The organism is Bradyrhizobium sp. P3_C3, assembly GCF_056402655.1.
In genome coordinates this window covers 163,071-179,723 of sequence record NZ_JBFUGY010000007.1, presented here as the reverse complement: position 1 = coordinate 179,723, position 16,653 = coordinate 163,071, and the positions used below count along the sequence as shown (strand labels likewise).

Genomic DNA, 16,653 nt, shown 5'->3' with positions numbered 1-16,653 from the left:
CGGCTTGTCCGCCGTAGCTAGAAGAGTGAAGGCGGAAGCGTGCCCACCATGCCAGCTAGCGATCGCGGAACGATGGTGGGCACGGCGCCAACGCGCCTTTGCCCACCCTACGACGTCTTCCCTGAACGACAGCCCCGCCCCCGAATTGCCGGAATATTTCGGCTTGTTGACGCCCGCGCGCCCTTGGCACGGGGATGACTTGTTCCCATGTCCTGCCACGGGAGTTTCCCTTGGGAGAATGGACCATGTCGTATTCGGATTCGGGCAATGCCTGGCGCAATGACGGCGCCATGCAACCGCACGCCTACGATCCCTATCTGCACCCGGAATTGTTCCGCGGCGTGGCGACGCGGCGGGCGTTCGCGTTCCTGATCGACATGGTCGTGATCTCCGTTCCCGTGATCCTCGGCTACATCTTCATCGCGCTGTTTGGCATCGTCACGCTCGGCATCGGCTGGGCGCTGTTCTGGCTGGCCTGGCCGGCCTCCGTTGTTTGGGCCATCGTCTATTATGGTGCCTGCATCKGCGGTCCGTCGTCCGCGACGATCGGCATGCGCTTGATGGATCTGGAGTTGCGCACCTGGTACGGCGCGCCCGGCTATTTCGTGCTCGGCGCCACCCATGCCGTGCTGTTCTGGGTGACGGTCTCGTTCCTGACACCTTTCGTGGTGCTGGTTGGGCTATTCAACGGCCGCCGGCGCCTGCTGCATGATGTCGTGCTGGGAACGGTCGTGATCAACAATTCCGTCCGCGCGCCCGTGCCGCAGGCCGCAAGGACCTACTGAGAGCCTGATGATCAAGAACCTATCAACCAGGACCGACTAAACTGACTGATCTGATCTGCCGAGTAGACCGATTGACCGGGGGCCTTCGTAGCGCGATGTTAATGCCCACTTTGGAGGCCCACGACGTCCCTTGACCCAGCACTCGCGCGACACCCCCCAATTTTACCTCACGGCGCCCTCTCCCTGCCCGTATCTGCCGGGCCGGCATGAGCGCAAGGTGTTTACGCACCTCGTGGGGGAGCGCGCAGGTGACCTCAACGACCTCCTGACCCATGGCGGGTTCCGCCGCAGCCAGTCGATCGCCTACCGGCCGGCCTGTGACCAGTGCCGCGCCTGCGTCTCGGTCCGGGTGGTCGCCAACGAGTTCCGCCCCTCCCGCAACTTCCGGAAAGTCATCGCGCGCAACGCCGACATCATCGGCGAGCAGCGCAGTGCGGTGCCGACCTCCGAGCAATATTCGGTGTTCCGCGCCTATCTCGACTCCCGCCACCGCCATGGCGGGATGGCCGACATGACCGTGCTCGACTACGCCATGATGGTCGAGGACAGCCATGTCGAGACCCGCATCATCGAGTACCGCAAGCGCGGCCCCGACAGCGGCATCACGGGCCGCGGTGAGGAGCTGATCGCGGTGGCGCTGACCGACGTACTCAGCGACGGCCTGTCGATGGTCTATTCGTTCTTCGAGCCGAGCCAGGTCAGCCGGTCGATGGGCACCTTCATGATCCTCGACCACATCGCCCGCGCCCGCCGCCAGGGGCTGCCTTACGTCTATCTCGGCTACTGGATCGAAGGCTCGAAGAAGATGGACTACAAGGCCCGCTTCCTGCCGCAGCAGCGCCTCGCACCCTCAGGCTGGCTGCGCATCGACGCGCAAGGTGACGCGACGTCAGAGCCGCAGGATTAGCTCGCTGTCATGCCCCGGCTTGACCGGGGCATCCATCCAGTACGCCGCGGCTTCTCGGCTCAATCACAACCGTCTCTGGAATACTGGGTCGCCCGGTCAAGCCGGGCGACGACGGCGGTGTGTTGGGCGAACACTCACCCGAACAGCGTATCCACCAGCAACTTCACGTTCAAAATCACGATGATGCCCGCAACGATCCACGCGATCGCAGCGACCCACGTGGGAATCGCGAACTTCCCCATCTTGCGCCGATCCGAGACGAAGCGGACCAGCGGGATGACGGCGAAGGGCAGCTGCATCGACAGCACGACCTGGCTGAACACCAGCAGATCGGCCGTGCCGCGCTCGCCATAGATCGCGGTGACGACGATCACCGGAACGATGGCGATGCCGCGCGTCAGCAATCGCCGCGCCCAGCTCGGCAGGCGCAGGTCGAGAAACCCTTCCATCACGATCTGGCCGGCGAGCGTCGCTGTCACCGTCGAGTTCAGGCCCGAGGCGAGCAGCGCAATCGCAAACAGCGTCGAGGCGATACCGAGGCCAAGCAGCGGCGACAACAACTCGAAGGCCTGGCCGATTTCGGCGACGTCGGAATGGCCGCTCTTGTGGAAGGTCGCCGCCGCCACGACGAGGATCGCCGCATTGATAAACAGTGCCAGCATCAGGGCGATCGTCGAATCCGTCGTCGCCCATTTGATCGCTTCGCGCCGGCCGGTGTCGTTGCGCTCATAGGCGCGCGTCTGCACGATCGAGGAGTGCAGATAGAGATTATGCGGCATCACGGTCGCGCCGATGATGCCGATCGCGATGTAGAGCATTTCCGGATTGGTGAAGATCTCGGTCTTCGGAATAAAGCCGCGCAGAACTTCCGCCACCGGCGGCGCGGCGGCCACGATCTGGACCAGGAAGCAGACCGCGATCACGACAAGCATCGCGATGACGAACGCTTCGAGAAAGCGAAAGCCGCGGTTCATCAGGAGCAGCAGCAGGAACGCATCGAGCGCGGCAAGCAGCGCGCCGCCGATCAGGGGAATGCCGAACAGCAGTTTGAGCGCAATCGCTGTGCCGATGACCTCGGCGAGATCGCAGGCGATAATCGCCGCCTCGCAGGCGAGCCAGAGCAGGAAGTTCACTGCCGGTGAGTAGGTCGCGCGGCAGGCCTGCGCGAGGTCGCGGTCGGTGACGATGCCGAGCCGCGCCGCCAGCGACTGGAGCAGGATCGCCATCAAATTCGAGAGCAGGATGACCGAAAGCAGCGTGTAGCCGAACTTCGACCCCCCGGCGAGGTCGGTCGCCCAGTTGCCGGGGTCCATGTAGCCGACCGAGACCAGATAGCCGGGGCCGACAAAGGCGAGGAATCGCCGCCACCACACCCCCGCCGTGGGGATGGCAATCGTGGCGTTCACCTCGGCGAGGCTCTTGGTAGCAGGCGCATCAGTGCGCCAGCCGGCGGCATCTTGGGTCAAATCGGGTGAGCGGGCATCCATAGCAGCAGAATACCGAAGTCGAAGCTTATTGCAACTCATTTGCAACTGCATCTAGCCACATGAGTTCCCGGCCGGGCGGTTATTCGCCGCCCTGTCGGGAAGCGGGTGGGTTTGGCCGTCCTCGGGGGCGGATACTGGCGCCAACACGACTTTGCAGGAAATGCGCCATGTCAAACCCGCTTCGCCTCCCCGACACCTTCAACCGCCTCGCCTGGTCCAACCTGGCGGCGCAATCGGCCGAGCAGATCGCGCTGGCCGCGGCCCCGATCGTCGCCGTGCTCACGCTGGGTGTTGCGGAAGGCCAGACCGGCCTGCTCCAGACCGCCCTCACCCTGCCCTTCGTCCTGTTCGCCATTCCGGCCGGCCTGCTCGCCGACCGCATCTCCCGCCGCTCGCTGATGGCGGGTGCCGAAGCGCTGCGCGCGGTCGCGCTGGCGGCCATCGTGCTGCTGCTCACACTTGGCGCGCTCAATTTGCCGCTGCTGGCTCTGCTCGGCTTTGCCGCCGTATGCGGCACGGTCGTCTACAGCGTGGCGGCGCCGGCCCTGGTGCCCTCGCTGGTGAGCGCGGAGCTGTTGCCGTCGGCAAATGCCCGCATCGAGCTCGCCCGCACCATCGCCTTTGCAAGCGGGCCTGCGCTCGGCGGCGCGCTGGTCGGCTGGTGGGGTGCGAGCCCGGCCTTCGGCTTTGCCGCGGCGCTCTCGGCCATCGCCGTCGTGCTGCTCTCCGGCATCTACGAGCCCACCCGGACGCCCTCGCCGCGGCGCCATCCGTTCCAGGACATCCGCGAGGGCGCGGCCTTCGTGTTCCACCATCCGCTGCTGCGGCCGGTGTTCATCACCCAATTCATCTTCAATACCGGCTGGTTCCTCCAGATCGCCGTGTTCGTGCCCTATGCGGTGCGCCATCTCGGCCTGACGGCCGCAGGCGTCGGCACCGTGCTGACGATGTACGGCGTCGGCATGGTGATCGGCGCGCTGTTCGCCACGCGCGTGATGAAGCGCATCGCTTTCGGGACGGTGGTCGGCCTTGGCCCGGTCACGGGTTTCGTCGCTGCGGTGGTGATGGCGCTGACGGTGCTGGTCCCCTCGCCCTGGCTCGCGGCCTTGAGCTTCTTCCTGCTCGGCGTCGGGCCGATCCTGTGGGTGATTTCGACCACGACCCTGCGCCAATCCGTGACGCCGCCGCGCCTGCTCGGACGCGTCTCCGCCATCAACATCATGAGCTACGGCGCCCGCCCGCTCGGCTCGGCGCTGGGCGCGATCGTCGGCGGCTTGTGGAGCGCAGAGGCCTGCCTGTATCTCGCCGCCGCCGTGTTCGGCGTTCAGGCGCTGGTGATCTGGCTCTCTCCCGCCGTGGCGCTGGATCGGCAGCCGGCCATGGTGGGGGACGAAGTGCCGGCGCGGTGCTAGTCCGGTACGCAACCAGCGGCGATGGCCCGCGCCAATCGGGCAACCGCCGGCGCAATGGTCTGCTGCGGGTAGCCGCTAAAGCCCAGCATCAGCGCCGACTGCGCCGGCGCCTCGATATAGTGGCGGCTCATCGCGCGAACGGTGACGCCGTGGTCGCGAGCGGCCCGCTCGATCTTCACGTCGGAAAGTCCCCGTCGCGTGTAGGCAACCAGGTGCATGCCCTGGTCCGGCGGCTCGACCGACAAATGGTCGCCCAGGCGCCGCCTCAGTGCGGCAACGAGGGTATCGCGCTGGCGGCGGTACACTTCCCGCATTCTGCGGATGTGGGCTGCGAAATGCCCCTCTTCCATGAAGGCCGCAGCAACGGACTGGCAGAGGCTCGACGGTTGACGGTCGATCAGATAGCGCGCGGCAACGAAATTCCGCACCAGCGGGTGGGGTAGCACGGCGTAGCCAAGCCGCAGTCCGGGGAAGAGCGCCTTGTTGAGAGTTCCGACGTAAATGACACGGCCGGCCTCATCCAGGCCCTGAAGCGAAGCGAGGGGACGACCGCCGTAGCGGAATTCGCTGGCGTAATCGTCCTCGATGATCCAGGCGCCGGACTCGCGGGCCCAGGCGAGAAGTTCGAGGCGGCGCGCCATCGACAGGGGAACGCCTGTCGGAAACTGGTGCGAGGCCGTTATGAAAACTGCGCGCGCCTTCGGGGCGCGGCGGATCCCTTCCGTGACGTTGACGCCGTGCTGGTCAACCGGGATGGCGCAAACCTTCGCGCCTGACGCAGCGAGCGTAAGACGGGTCAGGGTATAGCCGGGGTCTTCGATCCAGACCTCCTTGTCCGGCCCGGGCATGACACGTGCGACGATGTCCACGGCTTGCTGCGTGCCGGCGGTGATCACGACCTGATCGACCTCGCAGCGCACGCCGCGTGCGGCCCGAAGATAGTCGCAAACCGACTTGCGCAGCTCCAGCAAGCCACGCGGATCGCCATAACCGAGATGATGTCGCTCAAACGATCGCAGCGTGCGCGCCGTGAGTTTGCGCCACAATTCGGCGCTACGTGCATCCAACAGCGTGCGACCCAGGTTGAAGGGACGCTCGTCATTCTGCGTCGTCACATCGACAAAATCGCCGAGGCCGTGAAAGGAGGCCGCGCCTGCCGCGGCCGGTGCCGCCCGCGTCTTGCGGCCATGAGGCGCGGCAAACGGTTCAGGCAGATCGGACGCAACGTAAGTCCCCGCCCCCTTCCTGCCGAAGGCATAACCTTCGGCCAGCAGCTGCTCGAAAGCCGAAACAACTGCGGTACGCGAGACGCCGAGCTGCGCCGCAAGGTCGCGCGTCGAGGGCAACTTGGCCGCCGGACGAAGCGCTCCGGACAGAATTGCCGATCGTAGTTCGAGGTAGATTTGGCGAAATACCGGCGCCTCCGCCGTACGGTCGACGCTGAAGGAATAGAGTTCTGCCCAGCTCTGCCTGCTCTTCACGGGTCCTCGTCCGACAGGGTGAGTCGCACGTCGAGAAGTGGTATGCCGCAATGGGACCAAGTGGACCTTTGCTCAAGACCACTATTTTTCTATCCTGTTTCGGATAACAAGGAAACCTGAAATGTCCGCTCATTCGGATGGCGGCGCGGAGCGTCTTGCACCATGAGTTCACCGCAAATCCGTCGCGAGGACCGCGCCATGTCGCAGGAGCGGATCCTGGAGATGCTGGCACGCGGATATGCTGGCCATCTTGCGACAGTCAGCGAGGACGGCTTTCCCTACTGTATCCCGCTCCTCTATCTCTGGCTCGACGGTGAGGTGTATCTGCACACGACAGCCGCCCGGGGACATCTGCGCGCAAACATCGAGCGAGATCCCCGCGTCTGCATCGAGATCGATGAGCACGAAGGTGTCTTCGACTATGGTCGGTTCGAATGCGATTCTGGTCTCGCCTATCGAAGCATATGCCTGTTCGGCCGTATCAGGGTCGTGGGCGACACGGGCATCAAGCAGCGGTTCTGCGAAACGTTGATGGCCAAATACGGCAAGCCGGATACGACGCGACCGAAGGGGTTCTTCCCGCGGCTCGACATCATCACCGTCTACGCCGTCGCCATTGAGCGCATGACCGGCAAGGAGACTTCGATGCCGCCGCTTTCCGAACAATGGCCCGCCAAGGATCGAACGAAAACGCCCAATGTCTCGGCCCCTGCGATCCGCCGCTAATTCGCCAGATACCGCTCGTAGCTCCCGGTCACCGGCTCGCTCGTATCGACCTCAGGATCGAGCGTGTAGAGGTCCTGCGCGCGGCCGATGCCGCGCAGCGCGTAGCGTCCGGTGGAGACGAGGTAGCGACGGCCGGTGGCGTCCAGGCCCTTGTAGAACTCGGCCGAGGCCAGCAGCTCGCGGTCGACCGAGCGGCTCATCGAGGCGATGCGACTGACCTCGTTGACGGTGGGGCCGACGACGGTGAAGTCGAGCCGGTCCGCGCTGCCGATATTGCCGTAAAAGACCTCGCCGACATGCAGGCCGATATAGGCCGACGTCGTGGGACGGCCATCGGCCTCCCGCCGCTTGTTCAGCGCAGCGACGTTCTTGCGGAACAGATGCTCGGCGCGTAGCGCAGCGCGCCGCGCGTCCGACATGTCCTCCCCCCAGAACATCGCGAGCACGCCATCGCCGATCAGCTTCAGGACGTCGCCGCCGGCATCGTGGATCGCGTCGATCACGGCCTGGGCATAGTCGTTGAGGAACGGGATGATCTCGTCGGGGCCGATGCTCTCGCTGATCCCGGTCGAGCCGCGCAAATCCGAATACCACAGCACGGCATTGATGCGCTCGGTGACGCCGCGTGTGATGCGCCCGCCCAGCACCTGCGCGGAGGCATCGCGGCCGAGATAGACGCGGCCGAGGGTTCGCGCGATGTCGACCTGCTGCGCCGACTTGATCGCGAGCCCCAGCACCGGCACGAGATCGCGCAGAGCTTCGAGCTCGGGTTCGGAGAAGCCGCTGTCGCGGCGCGTGGTCCAGCAGGAATAGAGGCAATCCATCAGGCCGAGCGCGCCGTTCTCGCCGAAGCGATGCACGAAGGCGAGATAGTGCTTGTGGCCTTTTTCCGCGAGCTCGCCGATCTGTGAGAAATCCATCGACGGCGCGTCGGCAAGGTCGATCACCCTCTCGTCCTCGCCGTGCTCGAGCATGTGGAAGAACACCGAGCGGCGCCAGCTCTTGGCGGCATCGCCTTCGGCGGTCGAACCATATTCGAACACATCACTCTCGTTGCTCTGCCGGTCGCTCCACCGGAAGCCGCGGCCCTCATAGATCGGATGCAGCGTGTCGATCACGACGAGCCCGCGCGAGAGTTCCAGCCCTTCGGCGCGGCAGCGCTCGCAGAAGCCGCGGAGCAGCTCGTTTTCGGGCAAGCCCGTCAGCCCTTGGCCCGTCAGCCAGTTCATCAGCGCGAGGCGCGAGGTCAATTGCATGCGCCATTATGGCGTGCATTCGTGACGAGCGAAAGGCCACGCGCGAACCGTGCGCAACCAAGGCTCCCGTCCGCAGCAGATCGAATATGCCGCGGACGCTGTTGACGCGCTCTCGCCGCGGGCCGCAAATGCAGCCGATGGCACCGCCGCAAACCGAGACCAGAATCGCACCGAGATGAGCCAGCGCCAGCTTCCAATCATCCTGGCGCTCGGCACCACGCAGACCCTGGCCTGGGCTTCCAGCTACTACCTGCCGGCGCTGCTCGCCGATCCCATGGCGCGCGACCTCGGCGTCTCCTCCAACTGGATCTTTGGCGCGTTCTCGGCCTCGCTCGTGATCTCGGCTATGCTCGGCCCTCGCATCGGGCGGCAGATCGATCTGTTCGGGGGCCGGCAGGTGCTGTCGGTCTCGAACCTGACGATGGCGGCCGGTCTCGTTCTGCTCGGCCTCTCGCAATCATTGGCGGTGATGGCGTTCGCCTGGCTCGTGCTCGGCATCGGCATGGCGATGGGGCTCTATGACGCCGCCTTCGCCGCGCTGAGCCGCATCTACGGCACCGAGGCGCGCAGGCCCATCACCGGCATCACGCTGATGGCAGGCTTCGCCTCCACCGTCGGCTGGCCCCTCACCGCCTGGGGCCTGTCCCATATCGGCTGGCGCGAGACCTGTTTCGCCTGGGCGGCCGCCAATCTCCTGATCGGCCTGCCCCTGAACTTCTTCATGCTGCCGGCCATCAAGGGCGCCAGGCAGGCTGCGGCGACGACCGAGAAGCCGCATCTGCCGCTCGACCGCACCATGGTGCTGCTCGCCTTCGTCTTCGCGGCGGTCTGGACCGTCACCGGCGCAATGGCCGTCCATTTCCCGCGCCTGCTGGAAGCCACGGGCGCGACGCATGTCGAGGCCATCGCCGCCGGCGCGCTGATCGGTCCCGCACAGGTGGCCGCGCGCATTCTCGAAGCGGGCTTTCTGAGCCGCTTCCATCCGCTGTGGTCGACGCGCCTTGCCTGCGTCACCCACCCGCTCGGCGCCGCAATCCTCGCCATCTTCGGCGCCCCCGCCGCAAGCGCGTTTGCACTGCTCCACGGCTCGGGCAACGGCATTCTCACGATCGCGCGCGGCACGCTGCCGCTGTCGATCTTCGGGCCGAAAGATTTCGGCTACCGTCTCGGCATCATCGGCGCGCCGGCACGGATGGCGCAGGCGGTGGCGCCGCTGGCCTTCGGCCTGCTCATCGACGTGATGGGCGCCAAGGTGCTGATCGTCTCCTCCGCGCTCAGCCTCTCGGCGCTGGCGGCGCTGTTCCTGATCCGCGCCGAACGGCGGCCGGATTGACCGCGCAGCCCCTTTCGCGCACAAGCGGGCCATGAGCGAAGACAACAGCCCGCCCCGCACCTTCAAAGGCCTGCTGCGCTGGGCAACCACGCCGCCGCAGGCCTGGGGCGTCTATCTCCTCGCCATCATCCTGGTCTGGCTGCTCTCGTTCTACGCCGGCACGCTCAAGCCGAAGAAGACACCGGACTCCAGCCCGCCCCCGGTCACGGCACCGCGCAACTAGGCCGGCTTCGCCTGGCTGGTCGCGATCCAGATGCCGGCGAACACAGCAACCAGCCCGATCAGAAGGTTTGCCGTGATCGGCTCGCCCACGAGCAGCGCCGCCAGCAAGGTCGCGGCAATCGGATTGACCGTCATGGTATTGGCAACGCGGGTCGGCGTCGCCCGCGCCAGCGCCATCACCCAGAGGATGAAGGCGAGCGCGCCGCCGCCGATGCCGAGATAGATGCCGGCGATCCACTGCCCCGTCGTGAAGTGACCGAGCGCCGCAAAGCTGCCCTTCACGAACCCCGCCAGCACCAGCACGGCGGCGCCCGCGCCCATGCCGACGGTGAGAAAACCCAATGCGCTTGAGCGCTGCATCAGCGGGCGCGACAGCACGTTGTAGAACGCCATGCAGAACACGGCACCGGTCATGATCAGTTCGCCGAGCCAGGCGCCGGGCGGGCTCTGGGCGAGCCCCGCTGCCAGCGCGGCTGTCACACCGAGCACGGCGATGCCAACGCCAATGACCTTGCGCGCCGTCAACCGCTCGACGCCGAGGATCGCACCGACCACCATGGTGTGGAGCGGCAGCGTCGCCAGCGCGAGRCTGGCGCGCGCAGCGGTCGTGTAGGACACCGCGATATTGTAGAGGATGAAGAACAGGCCGAAGAAGCAGATGCCGAGCAGGGCCACCGCCGGCCAGTCGGGCCGCTGCGGCCAGCGCACGCCAAGCAGCAGCGCGCAAGGCAACAGGCAGAGAAAGCCGATCCCCCAGCGCAGGATCGCCAGCAGAACCGGATCGGCGCCACCGACGAGATAGCGGGTGATCGCCGCGGCCGTGCCGCCGAGGCTGCTCGACGCCAGCGCGATCGCAACCCCGGCCCACTCTCCCACGATCATCTCCTGTCGCGGAGCTTGCCCGGGCCGTAGCACGCTGCTGCTGCCAGCGTCATGGCAGCAACCTCGGCGCAAACGCTAGTCGTAAAACTCAGGCGCCATCTTCTGGCCGTCGCGCTGGGCCTTGTCGTGGTTGATCCAGAGCTGCGCCTTCTCCTTGTCGAGCGTATCGGCGATCTTCTGCATCGACGCCGCGCTCTGGTCCTTGTTGGCGTTCATGCTGGGGACGCGGCGGTTGTCCCAATTGTCCTTGAAGTGGACGGCGTCGCCCGACAGCACCACCGCACCGGTTTTCGGCAGTTTCACCAGCAGCGACTGGTGTCCCGGCGTGTGGCCGGGCGTCGACAGGATGGTCAGGCTGCCGTCGCCGAACACGTCCTTGTCACCCGCGAGCAACTCGACCGGATGCGAGGGCTTGAAGCGCGGTTCGTTGTTGGCGCCGGGCCAGTCATATTCGGCCTTCTGCACGTAGAGCGTGGCCTGCGGGAACAGCTCGACATTGCCGGTATGATCAGGATGCGTGTGCGACACCGCCATCGCCTTGACGTCATCCGGCTTGAGGCCGAGCTGTTCGAGCTGGGCGGCCAACGTCTTCGGCCGACGCCAGGTCACGGCCTTGGGATCGGTGGGGACAAGGCCATTCGGCATGGCGGCGACGGCATCGGCGATGCCGGTGTCCCACAGGAACCAGCCCTTGCTGCTGTGCTTGATGAGATAGCAGCTGTCGACGAAGTCCATCGACTTGCCCTCGTTCAGGCCGGGCGTCCAGCGCGAGATGTCCCCGGCGGTGCCCTCCCCGCAATTGAGGACGTAGAGCTTTTCGACGCCCGATTTCTCGGACTGCGCAACGGCCGCGTGGCCGGACAGAGCCAGCGCGGCAACGGCGAGAGCAAACTTGATCCTGGGCATCATCCTTGGTCCCTCTTGCAGAGCCGTGTATGGCTGCGACCGAGGATCAACCCCGGCCGCGCCGCCGAATTCCGTTTCGGCAGATCACATCAATGCGGGCAGGTCTCGACCTCGACCGTGACGTGGCTCAGGCCCTTCAGCCCGGCGAGCCGCTTCTTATAGACGGCCGGCTGCTTCGGCTTGTCCGACACCACCGAGACCAGCACGGCGCAATGGCCGGGGCCGACCTGCCAGAGATGCAAGTCGGTGACGCGGTCCTCGCCGACTTCCATCCGCGCGCGGATGGTGCGTTCGAGCTTCTCGTCGGCGCGCACGTCGAGCAGCACCGCGCCTGATGACTTGACCAGGCCGAACGCCCAGCTCGCGATCACGGCGCTGCCGATCAGGCCGACGGCCGGATCGGCCCAGACCCATCCCGAATACATCGCGACCACCAGCGCTGCGATCGCCAGCACCGAGGTCGCCGCATCCGCCATGACGTGGACATAGGCCGCGCGAAGATTGTTGTCGTGATGATGGCGGTGATGACCGTGGTCGTCGTGATCATCATGCGCATGCCCAAGGCCGTAGTCATGGCCGTGGTCATGGCCGTGATGATGATGATCATGGCTGTCGCGCAGCAACCACGCGCTGGCGAGGTTGACGCAGAGGCCGAGGGCGGCGACCGCGATGGCCTCGCCATAGACGATCGGCACCGGCGTGAACAGCCGCAGCACGCTCTCATAGGCGATCTCGACCGCGATCAGACCCAGGATGATCGCGCTGGAGAAGGCGGCGAGATCGCCGAACTTGCCCGTGCCGAAGGTGAAATGCGCATTCCCCAGGTGCCGGCGCGCGAAACGGTAGGCGAAAGCGGCAATGCCAAGCGCGGCCGCATGCGTGCCCATGTGCCAGCCGTCGGCCAAAAGCGCCATCGAGCCGAACAGCGAGCCGGCAACGATCTCGCCGACCATCATGACCAGGGTCAGGACGACCACGAGCCAGGTGCGCCGCTCGTTCTCGTCGTGCTTCTCGCCCAGAAAGGCGTGGTCATGGGTCCATTGCTCGGTCGAATGGGAATGCATCGAAAAGTCTCCGAAAGGTCCGGTCCGTTGACCCGCAATATAGACCTGCGGAATGTCCGGGCAAAATCAAGTCAACGAGCCGATTGACAGCCCGGCGCGGTTTCGTTGTAATGACGCTCATGGGGATTGAGCGATCTCCCCACGAGGCGACAAGCCCAAGTATCGCGTCCCGTTTGTCTTTACGAGGGCGCATCATGTCTTCCTACACAACGATATCTGCTGACAAATTGGCACGGCTGATCGGCACGGCGAACGCCCCTGCCCTGATCGACGTGCGCACGGACGAGGATTTCGCCGCCGACCGGCGGCTGATTCCCGGTTCGATCAAGCTCAGCCACGAGAATGTTCCGGACTGGGGCGGCGACTTCGCGGGCCGTTCCGCGATCGTCTCGTGCTTCCGGGGCGAAAAGCTCGCGCAGGGCACGGCGGCCTGGCTTCGCCAGCTCGGCGTGGCGGCCGAGACGCTGGAGGGGGGGTTCGAGGGCTGGAAGGCGGCAAAGCTGCCGCTGCTCGACACCCGCAAGCTGCCGCCACGCGACGCGAAGGGACGCACCGTCTGGGTGACGCGGGCCCGGCCGAAGGTCGATCGCATCGCCTGCCCCTGGCTGATCCGCCGCTTTGTCGATCCCAACGCGGTGTTCCTGTTCGTCGCGCCCTCTGAAGTGGTCGCCGTGGGCGAGCGTTTCAACGCGGCGCCGTTCGACATCGAGAACGTGTTCTGGAGTCACCGCGGCGAGCTCTGCACCTTCGACGTGATGATCGAGGAGTTCGGGATTGCAACACCGCCCCTGCTGCGGCTTGCCACGCTGGTCCGTGGCGCAGACACCGCGCGGCCCGACCTCGCGCCGGAAGCCCCCGGCCTGCTCGCGGCCTCGCTCGGGCTGTCGCGGATGTACGACGACGATCTCGAGCAGCTCGAAGCCGGCATGACGCTCTACGACGCCTTCTACCGCTGGTGCCGCGACGCTACGGCCGAGACCCACAACTGGCCGACCAACAAGGTGAAGGCGTGATGGACACCCGCGCCAATCCAACGGAAGCTGATGCCGGTCACGGCATCAGCTTCGGCGAAGCCTTCCGTGTCTGGCTCCGCGTCGCCTGCCTGAGCTTCGGCGGCCCCGCGGGCCAGATCGCGGTGATGCATCGCATCCTGGTCGAGGAGAAGAACTGGATCTCCGAAGGCCGATTCCTGCATGCGCTGAACTACTGCATGCTCTTGCCGGGACCGGAGGCGCAGCAGCTGGCCACCTATGTCGGCTGGCTGATGCATCGCACCGCCGGCGGGCTGATGGCGGGCGGGCTCTTCGTCCTGCCCGGCATCATCGCGATCATGGGCCTCAGCTACATCTACGCGGCTTTCGGCAATGTCAGCTTCGTCGAGGCGCTGTTCTTTGGGCTCAAGGCCGCCGTGCTCACCATCGTCCTCGAGGCTGTGGTGCGCGTCGGCAAGCGCGCGCTTAAGAACCGCATCATGATTGGGCTCGCCGCAATCGCCTTCGTCGCGATCTTCTTCTTCGCGGTCCCCTTCCCGATCATCATCATCGCCGCCGGCGTGATCGGATATGTCGGCGCGCGGGCCGGCCGTCCGGAGTTTGCCCCGGCGGCTCACGGTCCCGGCGGCAGCACCGCCGTGATCGACAGCATGCTCGGCGAAGCCGTTCCCGAGCATGTGCGCCCCAACACCGCGCGCGCGATCCGCGTCGGTGCGCTCTGGCTCGCGCTCTGGCTGGTGCCGGTGATCGCGCTGCTTTTGATTCTTGGTCAAGCCAGCGTGTTCAGCCAGATCGCGCTGTTCTTCTCGAAGATGGCGCTGGTCACGTTCGGCGGCGCTTATGCGGTGCTGGCATATGTTGCGCAACAGGCAGTCGAGCATTATCACTGGCTGAAGCCGCACGAGATGCTCGACGGTCTCGGCATGGCCGAGACCACGCCCGGCCCGTTGATCATGGTGCTTCAGTTCGTTGGCTTCATGGCCGCCTATCGCGATCCAAGCGGCCTGTCGCCGATGCTTGCAGCGACGCTTGGCGGATTGCTTGCGACCTGGGTCACGTTCACGCCCTGCTTCCTCTGGATCTTCGTCGGCGCCCCCTATATCGAGCGCCTGCGCGGTAACACGGGCCTCGCCGGTGCACTCAGCGCGATCACCGCCGCCGTCGTCGGCGTSATCCTYAACCTSTCGATCTGGTTCGCGCTGCACACGCTGTTCCGCGAGACCGTGCCGGTGCACGCCTTCCCGCTGTCCTTCGACAGGCCGGTGCTGACGAGCGTTGACGTCCCGGCGCTGCTGCTGTCGATCGCGGCCGCGACCGCGATCTTCCGCTTCAAGCTCGGCATGCTCACCGTGCTCGCCGGCAGCTGCGCCGTGGGTGTGGTGCTAAGGCTGGTGGGCCTGATCTAGGCCGCGGCAGCCGCACGACCGGGGTCGAACTCTCCGTCGCGCGGCTCGAGCAGGCGCGACGGTTGCTCCGCGCCCGGCTGCGCCGAGGGACGCTGCGCGGCATCGCAGGTGCCGCGCCACTGCTCGATCAGATCGAGATTCGAATTGGTGCGGAGCGAGTCCTCCAGCGCCGGCATCGCGCTGGCGCCATCGGCCCCCTGCAAAATCCGATCGAACTCCTCGGACCTTCCCTGGAGTCGCGCCTGCCACGAAGCCCACAGCAGCGAGCTCGCCGTGCGGATACCGTGCGTGCGTAGCTTTTCGCGTGCGCTGCCTCCTTCCTTCGGCTTGGGCTGCGGCCCAAGCTGCGTGTAGAGGATGGCCTGGTCGGTCCAGTCGATGATCCGCTCCGGCGGAAGGCGCGTGTTGAGCAAGAGCTCGACGATGTCGGCAGTCGCCATATTCGGGACGTTCTCGATGTCCTCCTCCTCGAGCCTGACCTCGTGCCAGACGGTGAGACCATCGAGATCGCTGATCGGCAATTGCGAGACCATGCTCGGCAAGATGAGGCCCGCCGCCTTCTTGAACATCTGCTCCACGACCTGCCAGAGCACGCGCGGGAATACGCCGAAGACGAAGCCGGCGAGCAGAAGCAGATGGTCGTTCGCGCTAGACACAGCCGTGAAGGTCCAGATCCCGATGACGGCCAGAATGATGCGCAGCGACACCGCGACATAGGCGCTGCCACCGAGATCCTCCAGGACGTAGCGGCGAAACAGCATCTGGAGCGAGAAGAAATAGGCGCCGAGGAACGCGAGCTGGACCGGCGTGCCCGACGGCGTCAGCGCCTGCACGCCCGGACTCACGGTGAAGACAACGTCGGCCTGATACGGCGGCAGCGTGACAAACCAGCCGAGCGAAATCAGCACCGTGGCGAGCAAGACCGGGACCGTCGCAGTCGAGAGTGTCGTCACGCCGCCGGTATCCGCCCTTGAATATTTGCCGAGACGGCCGCTCAGCACATCCGCATAGACGTTCGGCGCAAGCTCGCCATAGATGGCTTCGAACTTCTGAAGATACCCCTGAACGCGACGTCCCCGGATCGCCGCATCCTCGTTCCGCACCTGGCGCAACAGCCCCAGACGATCGAGATTGACCAGGTATTCGTTCAGCAGGCTCGCCTTGCGCGTTCCGACGAAGAGATACCACATTGCGCCGGGCAGCAGGCACACCACGGCCAGGAACACGCCGCGCAGCACCGTGTACTGGTAGAATTTGCCGAGCGAGGCAACAATGGCCACGATCGACACCAGCACCAGCATGAAGAATATGAAGAGCCCCGCTCGTGTGGACGCCTTGCTCTCTCTCAGCCATCGCTGCCCGATCGGCATCAGCAAGATCGTCGGGATGACGACAGCGGCGAACACCACGATCGGGATGATCACCTGGCGTGAGTCCCAGATGAAATTGCGGAGCGGCTCCACGCTGAGGACCACGATGAAAACGCCGCCAAGAAATGGAATCACCTCGAAGAACGATTCCAGCCGTTTGGCGAATCCGGATGCGGGCGCCGGAGCTTCAGACTCTGCAAGGTCCGCCTGAGCCGACTCGTCGGCGGGCACGGGTTTTGGAGTGTCGCTCATTGCCAGACCTCCCTTCATTGCGGGAACAGCGTCTGAAAATGCGAACCGCCAGCGCTTATCGGGCATGGCGTAATTTGAGCCGAACTCCGGCCATGGTGCTGGGTCAGCCAGCACTGTCGAATGCTAGCACGACCCCGCTGTGACCGCTGTGAAGTGGTTCACCTTCGATGGC

The 16,653-nt window shown here is 65.6% G+C and carries 15 protein-coding genes; 8 read left to right on the top strand and 7 right to left on the bottom strand.

What is annotated here, in order from left to right; translation table 11 throughout:
* Window positions 1-245 precede the first annotated feature (245 nt).
* Both AC1DW2_RS10945 and AC1DW2_RS10940 read left to right on the top strand, forming a co-directional pair.
* Window positions 246-785: an RDD family protein gene (locus tag AC1DW2_RS10945; RefSeq protein ID WP_477006003.1), complete on the top strand. Its 540-nt coding sequence runs from the start codon at window positions 246-248 to the stop codon at window positions 783-785.
* Window positions 786-915: 130 nt separating this feature from the next.
* Complete coding sequence (locus tag AC1DW2_RS10940; protein WP_014494765.1) at window positions 916-1,692, top strand: arginyltransferase; 777 nt, start codon at window positions 916-918, stop codon at window positions 1,690-1,692.
* Window positions 1,693-1,826: 134 nt separating this feature from the next.
* Here the strand turns inward: AC1DW2_RS10940 and AC1DW2_RS10935 are convergent, their stop codons facing one another.
* Window positions 1,827-3,179: an Nramp family divalent metal transporter gene (locus tag AC1DW2_RS10935; protein ID WP_354114336.1), complete on the bottom strand. Its 1,353-nt coding sequence runs from the start codon at window positions 3,177-3,179 to the stop codon at window positions 1,827-1,829.
* A gap of 167 nt (window positions 3,180-3,346) precedes the next feature.
* Here AC1DW2_RS10935 and AC1DW2_RS10930 point away from each other — a divergent pair, with 167 nt between their 5' ends.
* On the top strand, window positions 3,347-4,591 hold the full coding sequence (locus tag AC1DW2_RS10930; RefSeq protein WP_135215699.1) for an MFS transporter: 1,245 nt from the start codon (window positions 3,347-3,349) through the stop codon (window positions 4,589-4,591).
* Here AC1DW2_RS10930 and pdxR read toward each other — a convergent pair.
* Window positions 4,588-6,072 (bottom strand): MocR-like pyridoxine biosynthesis transcription factor PdxR, encoded by a 1,485-nt coding sequence (gene pdxR, locus AC1DW2_RS10925; RefSeq protein WP_354114337.1) that lies wholly within the window; start codon window positions 6,070-6,072, stop codon window positions 4,588-4,590. The two genes, AC1DW2_RS10930 and pdxR, sit on opposite strands and share 4 nt — an antisense overlap.
* A 162-nt stretch (window positions 6,073-6,234) precedes the next feature.
* Between pdxR and AC1DW2_RS10920 the strand changes: the two genes are divergently transcribed.
* Complete coding sequence (locus tag AC1DW2_RS10920) at window positions 6,235-6,798, top strand: pyridoxamine 5'-phosphate oxidase family protein (RefSeq protein ID WP_063982847.1); 564 nt, start codon at window positions 6,235-6,237, stop codon at window positions 6,796-6,798.
* Here AC1DW2_RS10920 and AC1DW2_RS10915 read toward each other — a convergent pair.
* Window positions 6,795-8,054: an adenylate/guanylate cyclase domain-containing protein gene (locus AC1DW2_RS10915; RefSeq protein WP_071913209.1), complete on the bottom strand. Its 1,260-nt coding sequence runs from the start codon at window positions 8,052-8,054 to the stop codon at window positions 6,795-6,797. The two genes, AC1DW2_RS10920 and AC1DW2_RS10915, sit on opposite strands and share 4 nt — an antisense overlap.
* 175 nt (window positions 8,055-8,229) lie before the next feature.
* Here AC1DW2_RS10915 and AC1DW2_RS10910 point away from each other — a divergent pair, with 175 nt between their 5' ends.
* A complete protein-coding gene (locus AC1DW2_RS10910) occupies window positions 8,230-9,387 on the top strand; it encodes an MFS transporter (RefSeq protein WP_354114362.1) in 1,158 nt (385 codons plus the stop codon).
* A 31-nt stretch (window positions 9,388-9,418) separates the two neighbouring features.
* Window positions 9,419-9,610, top strand: a complete 192-nt coding sequence (locus AC1DW2_RS10905; protein ID WP_354114338.1) for a hypothetical protein — start codon at window positions 9,419-9,421, stop codon at window positions 9,608-9,610.
* On the opposite strand, the gene AC1DW2_RS10900 is transcribed toward AC1DW2_RS10905, so the two are convergent.
* The 3 genes from AC1DW2_RS10900 to dmeF form a co-directional block, all read right to left on the bottom strand.
* A complete protein-coding gene (locus tag AC1DW2_RS10900) occupies window positions 9,607-10,485 on the bottom strand; it encodes a DMT family transporter (protein ID WP_354114339.1) in 879 nt (292 codons plus the stop codon). The two genes, AC1DW2_RS10905 and AC1DW2_RS10900, sit on opposite strands and share 4 nt — an antisense overlap.
* A gap of 81 nt (window positions 10,486-10,566) precedes the next feature.
* Window positions 10,567-11,400 carry an N-acyl homoserine lactonase family protein gene (locus AC1DW2_RS10895; RefSeq protein ID WP_354114340.1) on the bottom strand — a complete coding sequence of 278 codons (834 nt, stop codon included), beginning with the start codon at window positions 11,398-11,400 and terminating at the stop codon, window positions 10,567-10,569.
* 86 nt (window positions 11,401-11,486) lie between these two features.
* Window positions 11,487-12,461, bottom strand: coding sequence for a CDF family Co(II)/Ni(II) efflux transporter DmeF (gene dmeF, locus AC1DW2_RS10890; protein ID WP_354124270.1), 975 nt, complete (start codon window positions 12,459-12,461; stop codon window positions 11,487-11,489).
* 194 nt (window positions 12,462-12,655) lie between these two features.
* Between dmeF and AC1DW2_RS10885 the strand changes: the two genes are divergently transcribed.
* Window positions 12,656-13,474 (top strand): chromate resistance protein ChrB domain-containing protein, encoded by an 819-nt coding sequence (locus AC1DW2_RS10885; RefSeq protein WP_354114342.1) that lies wholly within the window; start codon window positions 12,656-12,658, stop codon window positions 13,472-13,474.
* The gene (chrA, locus tag AC1DW2_RS10880; RefSeq protein ID WP_283016759.1) at window positions 13,474-14,859 is read left to right on the top strand and encodes a chromate efflux transporter; all 1,386 of its coding nucleotides are present in this window, start codon (window positions 13,474-13,476) and stop codon (window positions 14,857-14,859) included. The genes AC1DW2_RS10885 and chrA overlap by 1 nt, the downstream gene beginning before the upstream one ends.
* Here the strand turns inward: chrA and AC1DW2_RS10875 are convergent.
* Entirely contained in the window at window positions 14,856-16,481 is a 1,626-nt protein-coding gene (locus tag AC1DW2_RS10875) for a hypothetical protein (protein WP_283016760.1), read from the bottom strand. The genes chrA and AC1DW2_RS10875 overlap by 4 nt on opposite strands.
* Window positions 16,482-16,653: the final 172 nt, after the last annotated feature.

Bases quoted from the DNA above. Each gene is read 5' to 3' on its own strand.
- AC1DW2_RS10935 (WP_354114336.1), bottom strand. From the start codon at position 3,179: ATGGATGCCCGCTCACCCGATTTGACCCAAGATGCCGCCGGCTGGCGC.
- AC1DW2_RS10895 (WP_354114340.1), bottom strand. From the start codon at position 11,400: ATGATGCCCAGGATCAAGTTTGCTCTCGCCGTTGCCGCGCTGGCTCTG.
- AC1DW2_RS10905 (WP_354114338.1), top strand. From the start codon at position 9,419: ATGAGCGAAGACAACAGCCCGCCCCGCACCTTCAAAGGCCTGCTGCGC.
- AC1DW2_RS10875 (WP_283016760.1), bottom strand. From the start codon at position 16,481: ATGAGCGACACTCCAAAACCCGTGCCCGCCGACGAGTCGGCTCAGGCG.
- AC1DW2_RS10915 (WP_071913209.1), bottom strand. From the start codon at position 8,054: ATGCAATTGACCTCGCGCCTCGCGCTGATGAACTGGCTGACGGGCCAA.
- AC1DW2_RS10910 (WP_354114362.1), top strand. From the start codon at position 8,230: ATGAGCCAGCGCCAGCTTCCAATCATCCTGGCGCTCGGCACCACGCAG.
- dmeF (WP_354124270.1), bottom strand. From the start codon at position 12,461: ATGCATTCCCATTCGACCGAGCAATGGACCCATGACCACGCCTTTCTG.
- AC1DW2_RS10930 (WP_135215699.1), top strand. From the start codon at position 3,347: ATGTCAAACCCGCTTCGCCTCCCCGACACCTTCAACCGCCTCGCCTGG.
- AC1DW2_RS10920 (WP_063982847.1), top strand. From the start codon at position 6,235: ATGAGTTCACCGCAAATCCGTCGCGAGGACCGCGCCATGTCGCAGGAG.
- AC1DW2_RS10885 (WP_354114342.1), top strand. From the start codon at position 12,656: ATGTCTTCCTACACAACGATATCTGCTGACAAATTGGCACGGCTGATC.